Annotated in this window: 18 protein-coding genes; 14 read left to right on the top strand and 4 right to left on the bottom strand. The window is 67.6% G+C overall.

The genetic code is table 11. The features are described 5' to 3' along the window. Window positions 1-2: 2 nt before the first annotated feature. The 8 genes from H165_RS0106075 to H165_RS20085 all read left to right on the top strand — a co-directional run bounded on the left by H165_RS0106075 (window position 3) and on the right by H165_RS20085 (window position 8,494). Window positions 3-1,616 (top strand): ATP-binding protein, encoded by a 1,614-nt coding sequence (locus H165_RS0106075; RefSeq protein WP_017938020.1) that lies wholly within the window; start codon window positions 3-5, stop codon window positions 1,614-1,616. 414 nt (window positions 1,617-2,030) lie between these two features. Further along, window positions 2,031-2,807 (top strand): ABC transporter substrate-binding protein, encoded by a 777-nt coding sequence (locus tag H165_RS0106070; RefSeq protein WP_017938019.1) that lies wholly within the window; start codon window positions 2,031-2,033, stop codon window positions 2,805-2,807. Window positions 2,808-2,898: 91 nt separating this feature from the next. Then, complete coding sequence (locus H165_RS0106065) at window positions 2,899-3,588, top strand: ABC transporter permease (RefSeq protein WP_017938018.1); 690 nt, start codon at window positions 2,899-2,901, stop codon at window positions 3,586-3,588. Window positions 3,589-3,600: 12 nt separating this feature from the next. Beyond that, window positions 3,601-4,299: an ABC transporter permease gene (locus H165_RS0106060; protein ID WP_017938017.1), complete on the top strand. Its 699-nt coding sequence runs from the start codon at window positions 3,601-3,603 to the stop codon at window positions 4,297-4,299. A gap of 12 nt (window positions 4,300-4,311) precedes the next feature. Further along, entirely contained in the window at window positions 4,312-5,076 is a 765-nt protein-coding gene (locus tag H165_RS0106055; protein WP_017938016.1) for an ABC transporter ATP-binding protein, read from the top strand. 24 nt (window positions 5,077-5,100) lie between these two features. Next, complete coding sequence (argR, locus tag H165_RS0106050) at window positions 5,101-6,081, top strand: transcriptional regulator ArgR (protein ID WP_017938015.1); 981 nt, start codon at window positions 5,101-5,103, stop codon at window positions 6,079-6,081. 163 nt (window positions 6,082-6,244) lie between these two features. Beyond that, entirely contained in the window at window positions 6,245-6,379 is a 135-nt protein-coding gene (locus tag H165_RS20090; RefSeq protein WP_017938014.1) for a PA1414 family protein, read from the top strand. 312 nt (window positions 6,380-6,691) lie between these two features. Next, the gene (locus H165_RS20085) at window positions 6,692-8,494 is read left to right on the top strand and encodes a PAS domain S-box protein (RefSeq protein ID WP_155943585.1); all 1,803 of its coding nucleotides are present in this window, start codon (window positions 6,692-6,694) and stop codon (window positions 8,492-8,494) included. Between the two features lie 36 nt (window positions 8,495-8,530). On the opposite strand, the gene H165_RS0106035 is transcribed toward H165_RS20085, so the two are convergent. Together H165_RS0106035 and H165_RS0106030 are read right to left on the bottom strand one after the other, a co-directional pair. Beyond that, entirely contained in the window at window positions 8,531-9,142 is a 612-nt protein-coding gene (locus tag H165_RS0106035) for a LysE family translocator (RefSeq protein ID WP_017938012.1), read from the bottom strand. A gap of 3 nt (window positions 9,143-9,145) precedes the next feature. Then, window positions 9,146-9,778, bottom strand: coding sequence for a LysE family translocator (locus H165_RS0106030; RefSeq protein ID WP_017938011.1), 633 nt, complete (start codon window positions 9,776-9,778; stop codon window positions 9,146-9,148). 204 nt (window positions 9,779-9,982) lie between these two features. Between H165_RS0106030 and H165_RS18415 the strand changes: the two genes are divergently transcribed. The 3 genes from H165_RS18415 to H165_RS0106015 all read left to right on the top strand — a co-directional run bounded on the left by H165_RS18415 (window position 9,983) and on the right by H165_RS0106015 (window position 13,219). After that, window positions 9,983-11,095: a diguanylate cyclase gene (locus H165_RS18415; RefSeq protein WP_345938825.1), complete on the top strand. Its 1,113-nt coding sequence runs from the start codon at window positions 9,983-9,985 to the stop codon at window positions 11,093-11,095. A 105-nt stretch (window positions 11,096-11,200) separates the two neighbouring features. After that, on the top strand, window positions 11,201-11,971 hold the full coding sequence (locus H165_RS0106020) for a transporter substrate-binding domain-containing protein (protein WP_026146397.1): 771 nt from the start codon (window positions 11,201-11,203) through the stop codon (window positions 11,969-11,971). A 126-nt stretch (window positions 11,972-12,097) separates the two neighbouring features. Next, window positions 12,098-13,219, top strand: coding sequence for a beta-ketoacyl-ACP synthase III (locus H165_RS0106015; protein ID WP_017938009.1), 1,122 nt, complete (start codon window positions 12,098-12,100; stop codon window positions 13,217-13,219). Window positions 13,220-13,324: 105 nt separating this feature from the next. Here the strand turns inward: H165_RS0106015 and H165_RS0106010 are convergent, their stop codons facing one another. Then, window positions 13,325-14,362 carry a zinc-dependent alcohol dehydrogenase family protein gene (locus tag H165_RS0106010; RefSeq protein WP_017938008.1) on the bottom strand — a complete coding sequence of 346 codons (1,038 nt, stop codon included), beginning with the start codon at window positions 14,360-14,362 and terminating at the stop codon, window positions 13,325-13,327. A 13-nt stretch (window positions 14,363-14,375) separates the two neighbouring features. Further along, window positions 14,376-17,096 (bottom strand): cation-transporting P-type ATPase, encoded by a 2,721-nt coding sequence (locus H165_RS0106005; protein ID WP_017938007.1) that lies wholly within the window; start codon window positions 17,094-17,096, stop codon window positions 14,376-14,378. Between the two features lie 171 nt (window positions 17,097-17,267). Between H165_RS0106005 and H165_RS0106000 the strand changes: the two genes are divergently transcribed. From H165_RS0106000 to rbbA, 3 genes are all read left to right on the top strand, one after another. Further along, window positions 17,268-18,131: a universal stress protein gene (locus tag H165_RS0106000; RefSeq protein WP_017938006.1), complete on the top strand. Its 864-nt coding sequence runs from the start codon at window positions 17,268-17,270 to the stop codon at window positions 18,129-18,131. A gap of 119 nt (window positions 18,132-18,250) precedes the next feature. Then, window positions 18,251-19,324, top strand: coding sequence for an HlyD family secretion protein (locus tag H165_RS0105995; protein ID WP_017938005.1), 1,074 nt, complete (start codon window positions 18,251-18,253; stop codon window positions 19,322-19,324). Next, entirely contained in the window at window positions 19,321-22,050 is a 2,730-nt protein-coding gene (gene rbbA / locus H165_RS0105990) for a ribosome-associated ATPase/putative transporter RbbA (protein ID WP_017938004.1), read from the top strand. Before H165_RS0105995 ends, rbbA begins: the two co-directional genes overlap by 4 nt. Window positions 22,051-22,053 lie beyond the last annotated feature (3 nt).

Raw genomic sequence — 22,053 nt, 5'->3', positions numbered from 1 at the left:
TGATGAAATCGATCTTCCTGCGCATCTACGGCGGCATGCTCGCCGTGCTGGTCCTGGTGGCGATGCTCGGCGTGCTCAGCCTGCACCTGGTCAACGAGGTGCGCTTCGAGCAGTACCGCGAGCGCCTGGCGCGCGGCACCTTCAATCTGATGGCCGACAACCTGCGGGACATGACCCCGGTGGAGCGGCGTCGTGCCACCGCGATCTGGGGGCGCCTGCTGGGTATCCCGCTGGGCATCGAGCCGCTCGCCGAGCAGCCCCTGGACCAGAGCATGCGCAACCGCCTGCTCGGCGGCCAGGTGCTGGTGGAGCTGACCGGCCCCCATGCGGCGCGGGTCTACCGCCTGGTCAGTGCCGAGCAGGGCCTGGTGCTGGTCGGCGAGATCCGGCAGATCAGCGAGCAGCTGGCGCGGGCCACGCTGTTCCTGCTCGCCGACGAGCTGGTGCGCTACCCGGCCGCCGAGCAGCCGGCGCGCCTGGCGCAGCTCAAGGAGGACAAGCGCTTCGGCTTCGATCTCAAGCTGGTGCGCCTGGAGAACGCCGGGCTGGATGCCGACCAGAGCCGCCGGGTGGAGGAGGGCGATACCGTGATGGCGCTCGGCAAGGGCGGCGACTCCATCCATGTGTTCGCCGGGCTGGTGGGCACGCCCTGGGTGCTGGAGCTCGGCCCGCTGTACCAGATGAATCCCTATCCGCCGCAGCTGCTGGTGCTGATCACCGTGCTCGGCCTGAGCCTGATCGGCCTGGTGGTCTACCTGCTGGTGCGTCAGCTGGAGCAGCGCCTGCAGGCGGTGGAAAGCGCCGCCACGCGGATCGCCAGCGGGCGCCTGGAGTCGCGGGTGCCGACCGGCGGTGCGGATTCGGTGGGGCGCCTGGCCGCGGCCTTCAACGCCATGGCCGAGCACCTGCAGAGTTCGCTGAACATGCAGCGTGAGCTGGTCCGCGCGGTGTCCCACGAGCTGCGCACGCCGGTGGCGCGCCTGCGCTTCGGTCTGGAGATGATCGCCGACGCCGAGACCGAGGAGGCGCGTCGCAAGTACCTGGAGGGCATGGACAGCGACATCCAGGAGCTCGACAAGCTGGTCGACGAGATGCTGGTCTATGCGCGCCTGGAGCAGGGCTCGCCGGCCCTGGAGTTTCAGAAGGTGGACCTGGCGGCACTGCTCGACCAGGTGATCGCCGACCTGGCGCCCCTGCACGGCCACATCCGCGTCGAACGCGGCCGGCTGCAGCCGGCGGAGGATGGCAGCAGCCTGGTGGAGGCCGAGCCGCGCTACCTGCAGCGCGCCCTGCAGAATCTGGTGAGCAACGCCCTGCGGCACGCCGAGAGCCGCGTGCGGCTGAGCTACCGCATCGAAGGGCAGCAGTGCCGGCTGGACGTGGAGGACGACGGCCCGGGCGTGCCGGAAAGCGCCCGCGAGCGCCTGTTCCGCCCCTTCATGCGCCTCGACGACAGTCGCGCCCGGACCTCCGGCGGCCACGGTCTGGGACTGTCCATCGTGCGGCGGATCATCTACTGGCATGGCGGCCGCGCCCTGATCGGCGACAGCCAGAGTCTCGGCGGTGCCTGCTTCAGCCTGGTCTGGCCGCGCTTCCAGGCGAGCCGGGAAGGCTGAGCCGGTAACGTCGTTGCGCCTACGTGGGGTGGAAGGAAACGCCGGGCACCATCGTGGGGCGTTTTTTCGGGTATCCGGAAAACCGGTCTAGCCCGCCAGGCCGCGTCGTTTCTGGGCTTGTTGGAAGCGGGCGCGAATATTGCTTTAAAAATCAGTTTGCGCGACCTTTCGTTTGTTCATCTTTTTTCGAGTCTGTCAAGGCATCCGTCAGCTTCCGCCAATGCATTTGTAATTAGTTGTCGCATTGTGGAAATAACGACCCCGGGGCTGCCGCTAGAATGCCGCTCACTCGACTGGAACCGCTCCCGTGACCCGCTTCCGGGCCCGGGGCGGAGACTCTTTCTACAATTCCATTTCCAGGCACGGGCCTTGGCGTATGCTGCCCCTCGCTAACCAATTCCCAGGAGTCAAAAGATGAAGAAGATCGCACTTCTCGGCGCACTGGCGCTGTCCGCCCTCTCGGCCTTCGCCACTGCCGAGGACGCCAAGCCGCTGCGCATCGGGATCGAGGCGGCCTACCCGCCCTTTGCGTCCAAGGCTCCGGACGGCAGCATCGTCGGTTTCGACTACGACATCGGCAACGCCCTGTGCGAGGAAATGAAGGTCAAGTGCGTGTGGATCGAGCAGGAGTTCGACGGCCTGATCCCGGCGCTCAAGGTGCGCAAGTTCGACGCCATCCTGTCCTCCATGTCGATCACCGAGGAGCGCAAGCGCTCGGTGGACTTCACCGGCAAGTACTACGCCACCCCGGCCAAGCTGGCGATGAAGGCCGGCAGCGTGATGAATGCCCCGGAAGACCTCAAGGGCAAGAAGGTCGGCGTGCAGCGCTCCTCGGTGTATGACCGCTACGCCACCGATGTCTTCGCCCCGGCCGGCGCCGAGATCGTCCGCTACACCTCGCAGAACGAGGTGTTCCTCGACCTGGCCGCCGGCCGCCTGGATGCCACCCTGGCCGACTCGGTGAACATCGAGGACGGCTTCCTGAAGACCGACGCCGGCAAGGGCTTCGCCTTCGTGGGCCCGGACTTCACCGACAAGAAATACTTCGGCGAAGGCCAGGGCATCGCCGTTCGCAAGGGCGACACCGAGCTGCGCGACAAGATCAGCGCGGCCATCCTGGCGATCCGCGCCAGCGGCAAGTACAAGGAAATCCAGGACAAGTACTTCAGCTTCGACGTCTACGGCGAGTAATGCCGCCTCGGGGGAGGGTGCAGGCCCTCCCCGTCAGCCCCTCAGGGGAGCACTCCGCCCGGCGCTTCGCCGTTCTCTCGAGGATTGATTCATGCTCCACGGCTACGGCTCGACCATTCTCGATGGCGCCTGGCTCACCTTGCAGCTGGCGCTGTTGTCCATGGCCCTGGCCACCGCGCTCGGCCTGCTCGGCGCGGCCCTCCGTCTGTCGCCGGTGCGCTGGCTGGCCGTGCTCGGCGACATCTACGCTACGGTGATCCGCGGCATCCCGGAACTGGTACTGATCCTGCTGGTGTTCTACGGCGGCCAGGACATCCTCAACCGGGTGGCGCCGCTGTTCGGCTACGAGGACTACATCGACATCCACCCGTTCGCCGCCGGGGTGCTCACCTTGGGCTTCATCTACGGCGCCTACCTGTCGGAAACCTTCCGCGGCGCCTTCATGGCCATTCCCCGCGGCCAGGCCGAGGCCGGCATGGCCTACGGCATGAGCCCGGCGCGGGTGTTCCTGCGCATCCTGGTGCCGCAGATGATCCGCCTGGCCATCCCCGGCTTCACCAACAACTGGCTGGTGCTCACCAAGGCCACCGCGCTGATTTCCCTGGTCGGCCTGCAGGACATGATGGCCCGGGCCAAGAGCGCCGGCGACGCGACCCGCGAGCCCTTCACCTTCTTCCTCGCCGTGGCCGCCCTGTACCTGGTGCTGACCAGCGTTTCGCTGCTGGCCCTGCGCTACCTGGAAAAACGCTATTCGGCCGGCATCAAGGTCGCCGAACTCTGACGGAACGCCCGCATGATTCTCGACTTCTCCGTGATCTGGGACAGCCTGCCGCTCTACTTCAGCGGCGTGCTGGTAACCGTCAAGCTGCTCTTGATCTCCCTGGCCCTGGGGCTGCTGGCGGCCGTGCCGCTGGCGCTGATGCGCGTCTCCAGGCAGCCATGGGTGAACTTCCCGGCCTGGCTGTACACCTACGTGATCCGCGGCACGCCCATGCTGGTGCAGCTGTTCCTGATCTACTACGGCCTGGCCCAGTTCGAGTCGGTGCGCGAGAGCGCTCTGTGGCCGTACCTGTCCAACGCCACCTTCTGCGCCTGCCTGGCCTTCGCCATCAACACCAGCGCCTACACCGCGGAAATCCTCGCTGGCAGTCTCAGGGCCACGCCGCCCGGGGAGATCGAGGCGGCCAAGGCCATGGGCATGTCGCGTGCCAAGCTATACCGGCGCATCCTCCTGCCCTCGGCGCTGCGCCGCGCGCTGCCGCAGTACAGCAACGAGGTGATCATGATGCTGCACACCACCAGCCTGGCCTCGGTGGTGACCCTGGTCGACATCACCGGCGCGGCCAAGACCGTCAACTCGCAGTTCTTCCTGCCGTTCGAGGCCTACATCACCGCCGGCGTCTTCTACCTGATCCTGACCTACATCCTGGTGCGTCTGTTCAAGCTGGCCGAGCGCCGCTGGCTCGCGTACCTGGCACCGCGCAAGCACTGAGCGAGAGCCGCCATGTACAAACTCGAAGTCCAAGACCTGCACAAGCGCTACGGTGATCACGAGGTGCTCAAGGGCGTCTCGCTGGCCGCCAAGGCCGGCGACGTGATCAGCATCATCGGCTCCAGCGGCTCGGGCAAGAGCACCTTCCTGCGCTGCATCAACCTGCTGGAGCAGCCGCATAGCGGCAAGATCCTCCTCAATGGCGAGGAACTCAGGCTGGTGCCCTGCAAGAACGGCGGGCTGAAGGCCGCCGACGCCCGCCAGCTACAGCGCATGCGCTCGCGTCTGGCCATGGTCTTCCAGCATTTCAACCTGTGGTCGCACATGAGCGCCCTGGAGAACGTCATAGAGGCGCCGGTGCATGTGCTGGGGGTGCCGAAGAAGGAGGCCATCGAGAAGGCCGAGCACTACCTGGCCAAGGTCGGCGTGGCGCACCGCAAGGATGCCTATCCGGCGCACATGTCCGGTGGCGAGCAGCAGCGCGTGGCCATCGCCCGAGCCCTGGCCATGGAGCCGGAGGTGATGCTGTTCGACGAGCCCACCTCGGCGCTCGATCCGGAGCTGGTGGGCGAGGTGCTCAAGGTGATGCAGGACCTGGCCACCGAGGGCCGCACCATGGTGGTGGTGACCCACGAGATGGGCTTTGCCCGCGAGGTATCCAATCAGCTGCTGTTCCTCCACAAGGGCCTGGTGGAGGAGCGTGGCTGCCCCAGGGAAGTGCTGGCCAACCCGCAGTCCGAGCGGCTCAGGCAGTTCCTGTCCGGCAGCCTGAAATAAGCGCGAACGGCTAGACTGCCCGACATGACCATCCATCGAATCGCGTTTCTGCTCTGGCCCAGCACCCGGCCGATGACCCTCGCCCTGGCCGAGGAAGCCCTGCGGACCGCCCAGCGCCTGCATCCCGAGGTGGTGTACGAGCAGCTCTTCCTGCAGGCCGAGCCGGTTGAGGACACAGGCGGCTGGCGCCTGCCGGGCGAGCCTTGGACGGGCCGTCTGGACGGCTTGCAGAAGCTCTTCCTGGTGGCCGACGAGCCGCCGGCGAGCCTCGCCCCGCCGCTGGCCAACGCTCTCAAGCAGCTGGCGCGCAGCGGCTGCACTCTGGGTGCGCTGTCCGCCGGGGTCTACCCGCTGGCCCAACTGGGCCTGCTGGATGGCTACCGGGTCGCCGTGCACTGGCGCTGGCAGGACGACTTCGCCGAGCGTTTCCCCAAGGCCATCGTCACCAGCCATCTGTTCGACTGGGACCGTGATCGCCTGACCGCCTGCGGCGGCCTGGCGGTGCTCGATCTGTTGCTTGCCGTGCTCGGTCGCGACCACGGCTCGGAGCTGGCCGGTGCGGTCAGCGAGGAACTGGTGGTCGAGCGCATCCGCGAGGGTGGCGAACGCCAGCGCATCCCCCTGCAGAACCGCCTCGGCTCCAGTCATCCGAAGCTGACCCAGGCGGTGCTGTTGATGGAGGCGAACATCGAGGAGCCGCTGACCACTGACGAGATCGCCCAGCATGTCTGCGTGTCGCGCCGCCAGCTGGAGCGTATCTTCAAGCAGTACCTGAACCGGGTGCCCAGCCAGTATTACCTGGAGCTGCGCCTGAACAAGGCCCGCCAGCTGCTGATGCAGACCAGCAAGTCGATCATCCAGATCGGTCTGTCCTGCGGTTTCTCCTCCGGGCCGCACTTCTCCAGCGCCTATCGCAACTTCTTTGGCGCCACCCCGCGCGAGGACCGCAACCAGCGGCGCAATGCCGGCCCCTGCGAGCAGGGCTCGGCGGTGGAGCGTGGCTGAGCCCTCTGCTGATCCAGGTCACGCCGGCGGCGGCCGTGGTGGGCTAGGTTGGCTCCAGAGGCCGGGGTTTCCTTGCGATACCTCGGAAACAGCCTCTAAGCTGCAATCAAGAGCGGCCCGCGAGTAGTGGCCGCCGGACCCGGCCACCTTGAGGAGGGGCATCATGAAACGTCGACTGAACGCATGGCTGTGGCAACTGGGCGTGGCCCTGGGGCTGATCGAGGCGCCGCGTCTGCAGCCGGTACCGGTCCGCAGCGACGAGCAGCGTCGTCAGGCCGAGGCGCGTCGGCGCCGCTGAGGCCGTCGCAACCCCTCTGATCCGGCGCCCGTCCGGGCGCCGCGCGCAGACTGCGTGCCGCTGACCTCGCAGCGGTTTCTCATCTCCATCTTTCCCCGCTTTCCGCCCGTTCCGCAGGCCGTGGCATGACCGCTGGTCGGCTCGTTGTGCTTCTCTCTCAAGCTTTTTCTGGCTTGGCTGATGCATAGAAGAGATGTCGCCCGCGTGTGCAATGGCATTGTGCTATTTGTGGATGGAATCGTGCCCGGATATCCCGGGATGGCCTGCGTGCCTGTACTAACAAGAAAAAGCCTGATGGATGGAGGCGGCAGCATGAAATGGCAATACGGACGGTTGCAACTGGGAGCCTTCCTACCGGGAAGCACTTCGAATCAGGCTTTCCGGCAGACCCTGGAGCAGGCGCTGGATGCGGTTGTGTGCATCGACGAGCGCAATCGCATCACCTTCTACAACGCCGCCGCTGAGCGCCTTTGGGGGTATTCCCGCACCGAGGTGCTGGGGCGCAACGTGAAGCTGCTGGTGCCCCGCGCCATCCAGGACCAGCACGATGCCTACGTCGATGCCAACCGGCAGAGCGGTCAGGACCGCATCGTCGGCACCAGTCGCGAGGTGGAGATCGAGCGAAAGGATGGCAGCAAGGTCTGGGGCAGCCTGTCGCTGTCGAAGATCCGCCAGGGCGAGCGCATCACCTACACCGCCTTCGTCAAGGACATCACCCGCGAGCGCGAAGCGCGGGAGATGATCAACCAGACCCTGGAGCAGGCGCTGGATGCGGTTGTGTGCATCGACGAGCGCAATCACATCACCTTCTACAACGCCGCTGCCGAGCGCCTTTGGGGGTATTCCCGCGACGAGGTGCTGGGGCGCAACGTGAAGATGCTGGTGCCACGGATGATCCAGGGGCAGCACGACGCCTTCGTTAACGCCAACCGCGAGAGCGGCCGGGACAAGATCGTCGGCACCAGCCGCGAGGTGGAGATCGAGCGCAAGGACGGCAGCAAGGTCTGGGGCAGTCTGTCGCTGTCGAAGATCCGCCAGGGAGAGCGCATCACCTACACCGCCTTCGTCAAGGACATCACCCGCGAGCGTGAGGCGCGGGAGATGATCAACCAGACCCTGGAGCAGGCGCTAGACGCGGTGGTGGCCATCGACGAGCACAACGCGGTGACCTTCTTCAACGCCGCTGCCGAGCGCCTCTGGGGCTATTCCCGCGGCGAGGTGCTGGGGCGCAACGTGAAGATGCTGGTACCGCAGATGATCCAGGCTCAGCACGATGCCTTCATCAATGCCAACCGCCAGAGTGGCCGGGACAAGATCGTCGGCACCAGCCGTGAGGTGCAGATCGAGCGCAAGGACGGCGGCAAGGTCTGGGGGCAGCTGTCGCTATCCAAGGTCCACCTCGGCGAGAAGATCGTCTACACCGCCTTCGTCAAGGACATCACCCGCGAGCGCGAGGCGCGGGAGATGATCAACCAGACCCTAGAGCAGGCGCTGGACGCGGTGGTGACCATCGACGAGCACAACGCGGTGACCTTCTTCAACGCCGCTGCCGAGCGCCTCTGGGGTTATTCCCGCGACGAGGTGCTGGGGCGCAACGTGAAGATGCTGGTGCCGCAGATGATCCAGTCCCGGCACGACGGCTATGTGGAGGCCAACCGGCGCAGCGGCCAGGACAAGATCGTCGGCACCAGCCGCGAGGTGCAGATCGAGCGCAAGGACGGTGGCACGGTCTGGGGCCAGCTGTCGCTGTCGAAGATCCGCACGGAGGGCAGGATCGCCTACACCGCCTTCGTCAAGGACGTCAGCCAGGAGCGCGAATCGCGCGACACCACCAACGCGGCCATGGAGGCGGTGCTCGCTTCCAGCAGTCGGATCGGCCAGATAGTCGCGGCCATCGATGGCATCGCTGCGCAGACCAGCCTGCTGTCGCTCAACGCGGCCATCGAGGCGGCGCGTGCCGGCGAGCAGGGGCGCGGCTTCGCGGTGGTCGCCGACGAGGTGCGCACCCTGGCCAAGCGCTCGGCGGACTCCGCGCGGGAGATCAACGGGCTGGTGGAGGAGACCAAGCAGCGCATCAGCGAACTGGCCGCGGCGCTGGAGCGCCTGAGTCGCTGAACCGTCTGCCGGGCGGCCGCGGTGCCGGCTGGCAGCTCAGCGGGTCAGCGGCAGGGCCGCGCCCAGCAGCCCGAACAGCCCGCCGCAGCAGCGATTGAAGCCCTTGCCGGCGCGCTCCAGCCAGGGCCGCACGCGGTGGGCGAGGCGCGCCAGCAGGTATTCGGTAAGCCCCTCGGTGGCCGCGAAGGTGAGTGCCATGATTGCGAACTGGCTCCACAGGGAGCGTGCCGGGTCGAGGAACTGTGGCAGGAAGGCGCCGTAGAAGAGGATTACCTTGGGATTGGAGACGGCCGAGAGCAGGCCCTGGCGCAGCAGTGCCGGACCGGACGGCGGCGTGCTGCGCGCGCTGGCCGTCAGGTGCAGTGGCGGGGCGCGCCAGATCTGCACGCCCAGCCAAATCAGGTAGGCGCCGCCGACCCACTTGAGGATGCTCAGGGCGTGGGCGGAGGTCTGCAGCAGCACGCCGATGCCGAACATCGACAGGGCCATCAGCAGGACGAAGCCGCTGACCCCGCCGACGATGGTCCACTGGGTGTGGCGGTGGCCGTACAGTGCGCCGTGGGTGAGAGTGAGCAGGCCGTTGGGGCCAGGGGTCAGCGACAGGCCGATGACCGCGACCAGGTAGAGCAGCCAGGTGTGCAGGGCCATGCTTCAGCTCCGTCCGGCCAGCGACAGCTTGACGCCGAGCGCGATGAACAGCCCTCCGATGGCTCGGTGCAGCCAGCGACCGAGGGCCTCGCCGGGACGCAGGCGGGCGCTGGCCCGGGTGGTGGCGACGGCCAGCAGCAGGCACCAGAGCAGGCTGTTGAGGTTGAAGATGCCGCCCAGGATCAGGAAAGCAAGGGTCTGGTCCGGGCTGTCCGGGGCGATGAACTGCGGCACGAAGGCCAGGAAGAACAGTGCCACCTTGGGGTTCAGGGCGTTGCTCAGGAAGCCCTGCAGGAAGACTCGCCGCAGGCTGACCGCCGACGTTCCGGCCGGCTTCGCCCGGGTGTGCGGGCGACGGAACAGCAGACCAAGGCCCAGCCAGACCAGGTAGGCGGCGCCCATCAGCTTGACCAGGGTGAAGGCGGTGGCCGAGGTGGCGAGCAGGGCGGACAGCCCGAGGGCGGCGGCGAGGATGTGCAGGCAGGTGCCGGCGGCGATGCCCAGGGCCGCTGCGGCGCCGGCCAGCCAGCCTTGGGCGGCGCTGCGGGTGATCACCAGCAGCGAGTCCGGGCCAGGCGTCAGGTTGAGCAGCAGGCCGGAGAGGACGAACAGGGTGAGGTCGTGGATTCCGAACATGGCGGGCGTCCGCAGGGCTGGGAGGCAAGTTTGGCGGATCGCGGGGAACCGGTCAAAAGAGGCGCGGAAGATGGCGTGGACGGCGAGAAAACTGTCGGACTTGTTGGCCATGGGCTATAGTCCGGCGGACTCTCAGGAGCTGGTGAGTTCTAGATTAGATCGCTGCCCGGGTTGGGCATCTTGCTAGGGATTGATCGCGAAGCGATGAACGAGCGCCGATCGAGAAATACGGCCAGACCGGGACTGTCCTTCGTGCGCCGGGCCTTCTGGCCGCGGGCCATCGGTCTGGGCGTGGGCTTTCTCGCCGTGGCCGGGGTGCTCTGGGGACTCGACGCACCGGTTTGGCTGTGGTGTCTGCTGGTGCTCTACTGCGGCGTCTGGCCGCCGCTGGCCTACTTCATCGCCGTGCGCTCGCGGGTGCCTTACGCCGCCGAGCAGCGCCACGTGCTGTTCGACTCCCTGGCCGGCGGTTTCTGGATCGCCACCATCCAGTTCAACGTGCTGCCCACGGTGATGATGCTGGCCATGCTGGCAATGAACAACACGGCGGCCGGCGGGGTGCGCTTCATCGGACTCGGTGCCCTGCTGCAACTGGCCGGGATGGGGCTGTCGATCCTCGTCTTCGGCTTCGGCTTCGCTCCGGAAACCACCCCGCAGCAGCTCTATGCCTGCATTCCCATGCTGGTGGTGCATCCGCTGACCATCGGCCTGGTGCTCTACAAGCTGGCCATCCAGCTCGGCAAGCACAAGAAGGCCCTGCGCGAGCTGAGCCGCATCGACAGCCTGACTCGCCTGTACAACCGCGGCTACTGGAAAGAGTGCCTGGTCGGCGAGTTCGAGCACTACCGGGAGACCTGCCAGCCGGCCAGTCTGGCGCTGATCGACGTCGATCACTTCAAGATAACCAACGACCGCCACGGGCACATCACCGGCGACAACGTGCTGAGTGCGGTGGGCGAGCGGGTTCGCCGCAATCTGCGCAGCGGCGACCTGGCCGGCCGCTATGGCGGCGACGAGTTTTGCATCGTGCTGCCGGATGCTGACCCGCTGCAGGCCCGGGAGATCCTCGAACGCCTGCGCGACGAGGTGGCCGGGTTGCGTTTCGAAGAGGTGCCGGAGCTGCGCATCAGTCTGAGCATCGGCGTAGCCGGCTTCGATCCGCGCATGGCCAATGCCACGGCCTGGCTGCGACCGCGCCCTCTATCAGGCCAAGCGCGCGGGGCGCGACCGCATAGTGCTGTCTACCGAGCTGGACGAGGAGGGGGCCCTGGAACCGGGCAGCGCGTCAGCCTGAGGGCTGGTCCCTGCTTTGCATGATTTCGTCTTCTCCCGCTGTCGGCCCCGGTCGCCGGCAGCAGGAGGCATTGCGTCGCGGCCCCGGGGTCGCGGGAACCAAACAACCGGAATCGAGAAGGAGTAGATATGGTCAGGCGGTGGATCGGATTGCTGACCCTGGGGTTGATCGTGGCGTTGCCGGTGCGCGCCGAAACGCTCAAGGTGGCCATGGAGGGCGCCTATCCGCCGTTCGAGGAGATCGGCGAGGATGGCCGGCTGAAAGGCTTCAACGTGGACATCGCCAACGCCCTCTGCGCGGAGATGCGGGCCCAGTGCGAGCTGGTGCGCCTCGAGTGGGACGACCTGATCCCGGCGCTCGACGACGGCCGCGCTGACCTGGTGGTCTCCTCCATGTCGATTACCGCCGAGCGCATGCAGCTGGTGGACTTCACCGAGAAATACACCCAGACCCCGGCGTTCTTCTTCGCCAGGGAAGGGCTGGTCAACGAGGTGATCCTCAGCCCGCGACGGCTGGCCGGCAAGCGCATCGGGGTGCAGCGTGACACCACCTTCGACAATTTGCTCAGCGCGCGCTACGAACCGCATGCCACCATCCTCCGCTACGACAGCGCAACCCAGGCCTACGAGGCCCTCTACAACGGCGAGGTGGACCTGGTGTTCGACGACGCGGTGTCCGGCTACATGGGCTTCCTGAACACCCCGCGCGGCGTCGGCTTCGAGCGGGTTGGCGGCAAGATCGTCTCGCCCAAGTACCTCGGCCGCGGCGAAGGCATCGCCGTGCGCAAGGGCAATGTCGAGCTGAAGGAGCGCATCAACCGGGCGCTCAGCGCGATCCTGGAGAACGGAACCTACAAGGGCATCGAACGCAAGTACTTCCAGCAGTTCTCTGTGTACTGAACGGTCCGGGACCCGGCGTTGCCGGGTCCCCTCGGGAAAGTCTTCCATTCCCCGTCTGGGGCAATGGTGACGTTTTGGGGCACAATAGTCGCCATTCGATCAATAACCCTCTCGAGAGGAACGACCGTGCATAACGTCGTCATCAGCGGTACCGGCCTTTACACTCCTGCCAACAGCATCTCCAACGAAGAACTGGTCGAGTCCTTCAACACCTACGTCCGCCAGTTCAATGCCGATAACGCCGCCGCCATCGAACGCGGCGAGATGGAGCCGCTGGCTGAGTCCAGCGCGGCTTTCATCGAGAAGGCATCGGGGATCAAGAGCCGGTTCGTGATCGACAAGGAAGGTATTCTCGATCCGCAGCGCATGGTTCCGCGCATTCCCGAGCGTTCCAACGAGGAGTGGAGCATTCTCTGCGAGATGGCCGTGAGCGCCGCCCGCGAGGCCCTGGAGCGGGCCGGGCGCACCCCCGCCGACATCGACGGGGTGATAGTCGCCTGCTCCAACCTGCAGCGACCCTATCCGGCGATCGCCATCGAGGTGCAGGCCGCCCTCGGCATCCAGGGCTTCGGCTACGACATGAACGTCGCCTGCTCCTCGGCCACCTTCGGCATCCAGGCCGCCACCGCCGCGGTGCAGAGCGGTCAGGCCCGAGCCATCCTGATGGTCAACCCGGAGATCTGCACCGGCCACCTGAACTTCCGCGACCGTGACAGCCACTTCATCTTCGGCGACGCGGCCACCGCGGTGATCCTCGAACGCGCCGACCACGCCACCTCCAGGTACCAGTGGGAAGTGGTGGGTACCAAGCTGCTGACCCAGTTCTCCAACAACATCCGCAACAACTTCGGCTTCCTCAACCGCTGCGCCGAGGAGGGCATTGGCCAGCGCGACAAGCTGTTCGTCCAGGAAGGCCGCAAGGTGTTCAAGGACGTCTGCCCCATGGTCGCCGCGCTGATCGCCGAGCACCTGGCCGAGCAGCAGCTGGATGCCTCCGACGTGAAGCGCTTCTGGCTGCACCAGGCGAACCTCAACATGAACCTGCTGATCGCCCGCAAGCTGCTCGGCCGCGACCCCGAGGTCCACGAGGCGCCGGTGATCCTCGACACCTACGCGAACACCAGCTCGGCCGGTTCGGTGATCGCCTTCCACAAGTACCAAGACGACCTGCCGGCCGGCAGTCTGGGCGTGCTCAGCTCCTTCGGCGCCGGCTATTCGATCGGCAGCGTGATCCTGCGCAAGCGCTGATCCGGCGTACCGCGGCCGGTCCCGTCCCGGCCGCGCACCCTTCGGCAATTCCCTTTCCGCCAGTGCCCGGCCGCGTGCTGCGCGCACGCGGCGGGGCCGGCGCACCTACATCTCCAGGATCACCTTGAGGGCGTGGCTCTCCGCCGCCTTGCCGAACACCGCGTAGGCCTTGAGCGCCTCGTCGAAACCGAAGCGGTGGGTGATCATCCGCTGCGGGTCGAGCTTGCCGGTTTCCACCATCTTCATCAGCTGCGGGGTAGTCACGGTGTCCACCAGGCGGGTGCGCAGGGTGATGTTGTGACTCCACAGGGTCTCCAGGTGCAGGTCCACCTTGACGCCGTGCACGCCGAGCACGGCGATGCGTCCGCCGGGGGCGATCAGCTGCTCGCAGAGCGCGAAGGTGGCCGGTACCCCCACCGCCTCGATGGCCACGTCCACGCCGCGGCCGTCGGTGAGGTTCTTCAGGGCCTCCACCACGTCCTCGTGGCTGCTGTTCAGCACCCGGCTGGCGCCGAAGCGCTCGGCCACCGCCAGGCGGTTGGCGTCGAGGTCGATGACGATCAGCTCAGCCGGCGAGTAGAGCTGCGCGGTGAGCAGTGCGGAGAGGCCGACCGGCCCGGCGCCGACGATGGCCACCACGTCGCCGGGACTTACCTCGCCGTTGAGCACCCCGCATTCGTAGCCGGTGGGCAGTATGTCGCTGAGCATCACCAGGGCTTCGTCGGGGATGCTCTCCGGCAGCGGGTGCAGGCTGCCATCGGCATGGGGAATGCGCACGTACTCGGCCTGGGTGCCGTCGATGCGGTGGCCGAGGATCCAGCCGCCGTCGGCGCAGTGCGAGTACATGCCCTTCTTGCAGTAGTCGCAGCGTCCGCAGGAGGTGATGCAGGAGATCAGCACGCGGTCGCCAGGTTTGAAGCGGCTGACGCCGTCGCCGACGCTCTCCACCACGCCGACCCCCTCGTGGCCGAGGATGCGTCCCGGCTCGCAGGTCGGCACGTCGCCCTTGAGGATGTGCAGGTCGGTGCCGCAGATGGTGGTCTTGACCAGCTTCACGACGGCATCGGTGGGTTGCTGGACCTGCGGCTTCTCGCGTTCTTCGACGACCAGCTGGCCGGGGCCCTGGTAGACGATGGCTTTCATGGCATACCTCCGCTCATGGGGTTGGGGTTCGATCCGGGGTGAAACGCCTGACCACCCACTTCTCCAGTTCCGCTACGCCGAACAGTAGCAGGCCGGCGGCGATGACCCGCAGCCATTCCTCGCCGCTCAGGCCGACCGAGCCGAACAGTTTCTGTAGGGGTGGGGCATAGGTGTAGAGCAGCTGCAGCATGGCGCAGCAGGCCAGGGAGAGCAGCACGTAGGGGTTGCCGAACAGGCCCTCGCGGCTGAGCACCGTGTGCAGGATGTGGCGGCTGTTGAGCAGGTAGAACATCTCGCAGACCACCACGGTGTTGACCGCCATGGTCCGCGCGTTAGCCAGGCTGGTACCGCGTTCCAGCTCCCAGAGGAACAGACCCAGGGCACCGGCCATCATCACTACCGAGACCATGCATACCCGCCAGACGAAGAAGCCGGACAGCAGCGCCTCGTTCGGGGCGCGTGGCGGGCGTTGCATCAGCCCCGGCTCGCCGGGCTCGAAGGCTAGGGCCAGACCCAGGGTGCTGGAGGTGGCCAGGTTGATCCACAGCACCTGGGCCGGGGTCAGCGGTAGGGTGAGCTGGAAGAGGATCGCGGCGATCACGATCAGTGCCTCGCCGCCGTTGGTTGGCAGCATGAACAGCACGAACTTCTTGAGGTTGTCGTAGATCGCCCGGCCCTCGCGCACCGCGCGGCCGATGGTGGCGAAGTTGTCGTCGGTGAGTACCACCTCGGCAGCCTCCTTGGCTGCCTCGGTGCCCTTGCGGCCCATGGCCACGCCGACGTCGGCGCGCTTCAGGGCCGGGGCGTCGTTGACCCCGTCGCCGGTCATGGCCACCACCTGGCCGCTGGCCTGCAGGGCTTCCACCAGGCGCAGCTTGTGCTCGGGGCTGGCCCGGGCGAACACTTCGACGCCGGGCAGGGTGTCGCGCAATTCCTGGTCGTCGAGCATCTCGATCTCGGCACCGGTCATTGCAGGCTGGTCGCGGCCGATGCCCAGCTGGGCGCCGATGGCCCGGGCGGTCTCGACATGGTCGCCGGTGATCATCTTCACCGCCACCCCGGCGCTGCGGCATTCGGCCACCGCGGCGATGGCCTCCTCGCGGGGCGGGTCGATGATCCCCACCAGGGCCAGCAGGGTGAAGCCGCCCTCGGTGTCTGCGAAGCTCAGGCTCAGCTGCCCGCCGTCCACCGGCTTGATCGCCAGGGCCAGCAGGCGCAGTCCGCGGGCGGCGATGTCGGTGGCCATGCGTCGCCAGTAGTCCGGGTCGAGGGGCGCGGCGCTGCCATCGAGCATTCGCTGGCTGCTGCACATCTCCAGAACCCGCTCCGGAGCGCCCTTGAGGCAGATGAAGGCCTGCCCCTGGTGGTCGTGGTGCAGGGTGGCCATGAAGCGGTGTTCCGACTCGAAGGGGATCAGGTCGCGGCGCGGCAGCTCGCTGCTGAGCAGTGCCGGATCGTAGCCGAGCTTGAGGGCCAGGGTGCACAGCGCCCCTTCGGTGGGGTCGCCTTCCAGTTGCCAGTGGCCGTCTACCTCGTGGACCCGGGCATCGTTGCAGAGCAGGGCGACCCGGCCGAGCTCGGCGAGCGTCAGGTGGTTCGCCGGGTCTATCGGCTGGCCGCTATCGAGGCAGAAGCCGCCCTGAGGCACGTAGCCGGCGCCGCTGACCTCGATCACCTGGTCGGCGGTGACCACCCGCTGCACGGTCATCTCGTTGCGGGTCAGGGTGCCGGTCTTGTCCGAGCAGATCACCGTCACCGCGCCCAGGGTCTCCACCGCCGGCAGGCGGCGGATGATGGCGTGCTGCTGGGCCATGCGCTGCACGCCGAGGGCGAGGATGATGGTCATGATCGCCGGCAGGCCTTCGGGGATTGCCGAGGCGGTCAGCGCCACCACCATGAGGAACATCTCCGCCGGGGGCTGCTGGCGCCAGAGGATGCCGAGCACGAAGGTGGCCGCGGCGCAGCCGAGGATCACCAGCGCCAGCCAGCGGCTGAAGCGGTCGATCTGGCGCAGCAGCGGAGTGCTGCCGAGCTGTACCTGTTCCAGCAGGGCGCCGATGCGGCCCAGCTCGGTGGCGCTGCCGGTGGCCACCACCAGGCCGAGGCCCTGGCCGCTGGTCACTAGGGTGCCGGAGTAGGCCATGCTACGCCGGTCGCCCAGGCTGGCCTCGGCGGCCACCGGCTCGGCGCTCTTCTCCACCGGCACGGATTCGCCGGTCAGCGCCGCTTCGTCGATGTACAGGTTCTTCACGCCGAGCAGGCGCAGGTCGGCCGGCACCTTGTCGCCGGAGGCCAGGACCACCACGTCGCCGGGTACCAGTTCGGCGGCATCGATGGCCAGTCGGGCTCCGTCGCGCAGCACCAGGGTCTGCGGGGCGAGCAGGTCGCGGATGGCGTCCAGGGCCTGTTCCGCCTTGCCTTCCTGGAGAAAGCCGATCAGCGCGTTGACCACCACGGCGACCAGGATCACCAGGGTGTCGACCCAGAGGCCGAGCAGCGCGGTGATCAGCGCGGCGACCAGCATCACGTAGAGCAGCACGTTGTGGAACTGCCGCAGCAGGCGGCGCAGGGCGCTGGGCCGCGGTGGCTCGGGCAGGCGGTTTGCGCCGTGGCGGGCGAGGCGCTCGCTGGCCTCTGCCGTGGACAGGCCGGCCTGGCTGCTGTCTAGCGCCGCGAGGGCGTGTTCGACGGGCAGGGCATGCCAGTCACGGGTCGGAGGCATAGTGCTCTGCATGGGCTCGGTTCCGTCTTGGCCGTGACCTGCAACAGGTCCGGTGTCCGTTTTTTCGTGTTCTTCCAGCGTAGTTGCTCGACGGCCGGCTAGGCTTGATTTGAATCAATCGGGCCGGAGCGGTTCTGGGTTACAATAGGAGCTCGAGAAACCAGCATCCGAGGAGATAGCACAATGAACAAATTGTTGGTGGCCACCGACCTTTCCCCTCGCTCGGACAAGGCCGTGCAACGGGCTGCCCTGCTGGTCCGGCGCTTCGGATGCGAATGGACCCTGGTCCACGTGATCGACGACGACGCGCCGCAGCGCCTGATCGAGCGCCGTCTGAGCGACGCCCGGGAACTGCTCGAGGACCGTGTCGAGGGCCTCGCCTTGGTGGCCGGGCAGCGCCCGCGGGTGATGGTCGAGGTCGGCTCGGTGGAGTCGACCATCAATGAGATCGCCCTGGGCACCGGCGCCGAGCTGCTGGTCCTCGGCATGCACCGCAAGAACCTGCTGCGCGAGATCTTCGTCGGCACCAGCGCCGAGCGGATCATCCGCAGCAGTCGCTTGCCGGTGCTGAGGGTGGCCGGCAGCGGCGAGGACGACTACCGCAAGGCGCTGCTGGCCGTCGACCTGTCCGCCGACAGCGCCCATGCCATCCAGACCAGCCGTGCCCTGGGCCTGCTGGACGGCTGCGAGCTACACGTGGCGCACGTATTCGAGGCCTTCGCCAAGGGCGAGATCCTCATGTCCGCGGCCGAGGCCACAGTGGTCGCCGCCGCCACCCGAGAGGCCCGCGGCCAGGTGGAGGCGGAGCTGAGCAGCTTCCTCGCCGAGCAGCAGCTGGACCTGCCGGCTTCCCAGGTGCATCTCGAGGAGGGCTTCTCGGTGGTGCAGCTCAAGCGCTGCATGGAGAAGCTGGATCCCGACCTGGTGGTGATCGGCACCCACGGGCGCAGTGGCCTCAAGAAGCTGATGCTCGGCAGCGTGGCCGAGACCCTGCTCGGCGAGGTGGCGCGCGACATCCTCTGCGTGCCCATGCCGCCGCGCGACTGAGGCCCGGCCCTGGCGGGTAGGACGCCTGCCCGCCATCTACGCTTCTGCTGACCTGAATCACGGAGCCTGCCGCGGGGAGTGGTGACAATTCCCTGCAAGGACCTGAACACGAGGCATTCATGACGCGCAATGCACGCAAATGGTTGGGGCGTGGGGTCGTCGCAGTGATCCTGGCCGGCGCCGCCGCCCTGGCCTGGCAAGCCCTGAAGCCCAACGGCCTGCCCGAGGGTTTCGCCAGCGGCAACGGCCGCATCGAGGCTACCGAGGTGGACGTGGCTACCAAGATGGCTGGGCGGGTCGCCGAGCTGCTGGTGGACGAGGGGGATTTCGTCGAGGCCGGGCAACTGGTGGCCAGGATGGACACCCAGGTGCTTGAGGCCCAGCTGCACCAGGCCCAGGCCCAGGTGCGCCAGGCCGAGAACGCCCAGCTCACCGCCAGCGCCCTAGTGGCCCAGCGGGAGAGCGAGAAGCAGACCGCCGAAGCGGTGGTGCGCCAGCGCCAGGCCGAGCTGACCGCGGCGCGCAAGCGCTTCACCCGCACCGAGGCGCTGGTTCGCCGCAATGCCCTGGCCCAGCAGCAGCTGGACGACGACCGGGCCGTGCTGCAAAGCGCCGAGGCGGCCCTGGCCGCGGCCCGGGCCCAGGTGCTCTCCGCCGAGGCGGGTATCGCCGCGGCACGCTCCCAGGTGGTGGAGGCGCAGTCGGCGGTGGAGGCCGCCCGGGCCAGCGTCGCCCGCCTGCAGGCGGACATCGACGACAGCCTGCTCAAGGCGCCGCGCGCCGGCCGTGTGCAGTACCGCGTGGCGCAGCCCGGCGAGGTGCTGGGTGCCGGTGGCAAGCTGCTCAACATGGTGGATCTGGCCGACGTCTACATGACCTTCTTCCTCCCCGCCAGGCAGGCCGGGCTGGTGGAGCTGGGTCAGGAGGTGCGCCTGGTGATCGACGCGGCGCCGCAGTACGTGATCCCGGCGCGGGTCTCCTACGTGGCCAGCGTCGCTCAGTTCACTCCGAAGAGCGTGGAAACCGCCAGCGAGCGCGAGAAGCTGATGTTCCGCGTCAAGGCGCGCATCGACCCCGAGCTGCTGAAGAAATACATCACCTACGTGAAGACCGGCGTGCCGGGCATGGCCTACCTGCGCCTGGAGCCTGACGCCGAGTGGCCGGCCGAGCTGCAGATCAAGGTACCGCAATGAGCGTTCCGGTCGCCCGGCTCACCGGCGTTGGCCTGCGCTACGGCGAGACCCGCGCCCTCGACGCGGTGGACCTGGAGATACCGGCTGGCGGCATGGTCGGGCTGATCGGCCCGGACGGCGTCGGCAAATCCAGCCTGCTGGCCCTGGTGGCCGGAGCGCGGAGGATCCAGAGCGGCGAGGTGCAGGTGCTCGGCGGCGACATGCGTGATCGCCGCCACCGTCGGCGGGTCTGCCCGCGCATCGCCTACATGCCCCAGGGCCTCGGCCGCAACCTCTACCCGACCCTTTCGGTGTTCGAGAACGTCGACTTCTTCGGCCGCTTGTTCGGCCACGACCAGGCCGAGCGCAGGAGGCGCATCGCCGAACTGCTGGAAAGCACCGGACTGGCCCCCTTCGCCGAGCGTCCGGCAGGCAAGCTGTCCGGCGGCATGAAGCAGAAGCTCGGGCTGTGCTGCGCGCTGATCCACGACCCCGACCTGCTGATCCTCGACGAGCCGACCACCGGGGTGGACCCGCTGTCGCGCAACCAGTTCTGGGAACTGATCGGCCGCATCCGCGCCGGCCGCGCGGGGATGAGCGTGATAGTCGCCACCGCCTACATGGAGGAGGCCGAGCGCTTCGACTGGCTGGTGGCCATGGATGCCGGCCGGGTGCTGGCCACCGGCAGTCCGGCGCAGCTGCGCGGGCAGACCGGCTGCGACTCCCTGGAGGCGGCGTTCATCGCCCTGCTGCCGGAGGAGCGGCGCAGCGGCCACCGCGCCCTGGTGATCCCGCCGCGGCGGAGCACGGGCGGCACCCCGGAGATCGCCATCGAGGCCCACGACCTGACCTGCCGCTTCGGCGACTTCGTCGCCGTGGACCATGTGAGCTTCCGCATCGAGCGCGGGGAAATCTTCGGCTTCCTGGGCTCCAACGGCTGCGGCAAGTCCACCACCATGAAGATGCTCACCGGCCTCTTGCCGGCCAGCGAGGGCGACTGCGCGCTGTTCGGCCAGCCGGTGGACGCCAACGACATGGCGACCCGCCGGCGGGTCGGCTACATGTCCCAGGCCTTTTCCCTGTACCGCGAGCTGACGGTGCGCCAGAACCTGGTGCTGCACGCCCGGCTGTTCCACCTGGCGGAGAAGGAGATCGAGCCGCGGGTGGCGGAGATGCTCGAACGCTTCGACCTGGCCCGGGTCCAGGACGAGCTGCCGCCGAGCCTGCCCCTGGGTATCCGCCAGCGTCTGTCGCTGGCCGTGGCGGTGATCCACAGGCCGGAGATCCTGATCCTCGACGAGCCCACCTCGGGGGTCGACCCGGTGGCCCGCGACGGCTTCTGGCAGCTGATGGTGGAGCTGTCGCGCAACGACGGGGTGACCATCTTCATCTCCACCCACTTCATGAACGAGGCGCAGCGCTGCGACCGCATCTCCCTGATGCACGCCGGCAAGGTGCTGGACAGCGACACTCCGCAGCGCCTGATGGAGAAGCGCGGCCTGCCGACCCTGGAGGCCACCTTCATCGCCTACCTGGAGGAGGCCGCCGGCCTCGCCGGCAAGCCGCCGGCTGCGGCCGCGTCGCCGGTGCAGGCCGCCGCCGCGGTGCGCCCGCAGCGCAGCAGCTTCAGCTGGCAGCGGCTGTTCAGCTATGCCCGCCGGGAAAGCATGGAGCTGCGACGTGACCCCATTCGCCTGACCCTGGCCCTGTTGGGCACCGTGCTGCTGATGTTCATCATCGGATACGGCATCAGTCTGGACGTGGAGGATCTCAGCTACGCGGTACTCGACCGCGACCAGACCACCACCAGCCAGGCCTATGCGCTGAACATCGCCGGCTCGCGCTACTTCGTCGAGCACGAGCCGATTCGCGACTACGCCGAGCTGGAGCGACGCATGCGCAGCGGCGAGCTCAGCCTGGCCATCGAGATTCCGCCCGGCTTCGGCCGTGATCTCAAGCGCGGCGCCAACCCGGAGATCGGCGTGTGGATCGACGGCGCCATGCCAACCCGCGCCACCACCATCAAGGGCTACGTGCAGGGCCTGCACAACGACTATCTGCGCGAGCTGGCCCGCGAGGCCGGAGTGCCGGCCTCCGCCGGGGCGGCCAGCAGCGAGGTGCGCTACCGCTACAACCCGGATGTGGAGAGCCTCGCGGCCATGGTCCCGGCGGTGATCCCGCTGCTGCTGATCATGATCCCGGCGATGCTCACCGCCCTGGGCGTGGTGCGCGAGAAGGAGCTGGGTTCGATCACCAACCTCTACGTCACTCCGGTGACTCGCCTGGAGTTCCTGCTCGGCAAGCAGCTGCCTTACATCGCCATGGGCATGGTCAACTTCCTGCTGATGAGCGCCCTGGCGGTGCTGGTCTTCGAGGTGCCGCTGAAGGGCAGCTTCGCCACCCTGCTGTTGGGCGCGCTGCTGTTCGTTACCACCTCCACCGGCCTGGGGCTGCTGCTCTCCACTTTCATGCGCAGCCAGATCGCTGCGGTGTTCGGCACCGCCATCGCCACCATGATCCCGGCCATCCAGTTCGCCGGGCTGATTCACCCGGTGTCCTCCCTGGAGGGCCTGGCGGCCTGGATCGGGCAGATCTATCCGGCCACCTACTTCCTGGTGATCAGCCGCGGGGTGTTCTCCAAGGCCCTGGACTTCACCGAGCTGTGGGGCTACTTCGTGCCGCTGCTGCTGACCATTCCGCTGCTGACCCTGCTCAGCGTGCGCTTCCTGAAGAAACAGGAGGACTAGGGC

Origin of the sequence: Pseudomonas thermotolerans DSM 14292 (assembly GCF_000364625.1) — a bacterium.
Taxonomy (GTDB): Bacteria; Pseudomonadota; Gammaproteobacteria; order Pseudomonadales; family Pseudomonadaceae; genus Aquipseudomonas; species Aquipseudomonas thermotolerans.
Note: the sequence above shows the minus strand (reverse complement) of the source record. Positions and strands in the feature narration are given on the sequence as shown.

Coding starts and splice junctions, on each gene's coding strand:
- H165_RS0106000 (WP_017938006.1), top strand. CDS start 17,268: ATGAACAAATTGTTGGTGGCCACCGACCTTTCCCCTCGCTCGGACAAG.
- H165_RS0106060 (WP_017938017.1), top strand. CDS start 3,601: ATGATTCTCGACTTCTCCGTGATCTGGGACAGCCTGCCGCTCTACTTC.
- H165_RS0106030 (WP_017938011.1), bottom strand. CDS start 9,778: ATGTTCGGAATCCACGACCTCACCCTGTTCGTCCTCTCCGGCCTGCTG.
- H165_RS20085 (WP_155943585.1), top strand. CDS start 6,692: ATGAAATGGCAATACGGACGGTTGCAACTGGGAGCCTTCCTACCGGGA.
- H165_RS0106065 (WP_017938018.1), top strand. CDS start 2,899: ATGCTCCACGGCTACGGCTCGACCATTCTCGATGGCGCCTGGCTCACC.
- H165_RS0105995 (WP_017938005.1), top strand. CDS start 18,251: ATGACGCGCAATGCACGCAAATGGTTGGGGCGTGGGGTCGTCGCAGTG.
- H165_RS0106020 (WP_026146397.1), top strand. CDS start 11,201: ATGGTCAGGCGGTGGATCGGATTGCTGACCCTGGGGTTGATCGTGGCG.
- H165_RS20090 (WP_017938014.1), top strand. CDS start 6,245: ATGAAACGTCGACTGAACGCATGGCTGTGGCAACTGGGCGTGGCCCTG.
- H165_RS0106010 (WP_017938008.1), bottom strand. CDS start 14,362: ATGAAAGCCATCGTCTACCAGGGCCCCGGCCAGCTGGTCGTCGAAGAA.
- H165_RS18415 (WP_345938825.1), top strand. CDS start 9,983: ATGAACGAGCGCCGATCGAGAAATACGGCCAGACCGGGACTGTCCTTC.
- argR (WP_017938015.1), top strand. CDS start 5,101: ATGACCATCCATCGAATCGCGTTTCTGCTCTGGCCCAGCACCCGGCCG.
- rbbA (WP_017938004.1), top strand. CDS start 19,321: ATGAGCGTTCCGGTCGCCCGGCTCACCGGCGTTGGCCTGCGCTACGGC.
- H165_RS0106035 (WP_017938012.1), bottom strand. CDS start 9,142: ATGGCCCTGCACACCTGGCTGCTCTACCTGGTCGCGGTCATCGGCCTG.
- H165_RS0106005 (WP_017938007.1), bottom strand. CDS start 17,096: ATGCAGAGCACTATGCCTCCGACCCGTGACTGGCATGCCCTGCCCGTC.
- H165_RS0106075 (WP_017938020.1), top strand. CDS start 3: ATGAAATCGATCTTCCTGCGCATCTACGGCGGCATGCTCGCCGTGCTG.
- H165_RS0106070 (WP_017938019.1), top strand. CDS start 2,031: ATGAAGAAGATCGCACTTCTCGGCGCACTGGCGCTGTCCGCCCTCTCG.
- H165_RS0106055 (WP_017938016.1), top strand. CDS start 4,312: ATGTACAAACTCGAAGTCCAAGACCTGCACAAGCGCTACGGTGATCAC.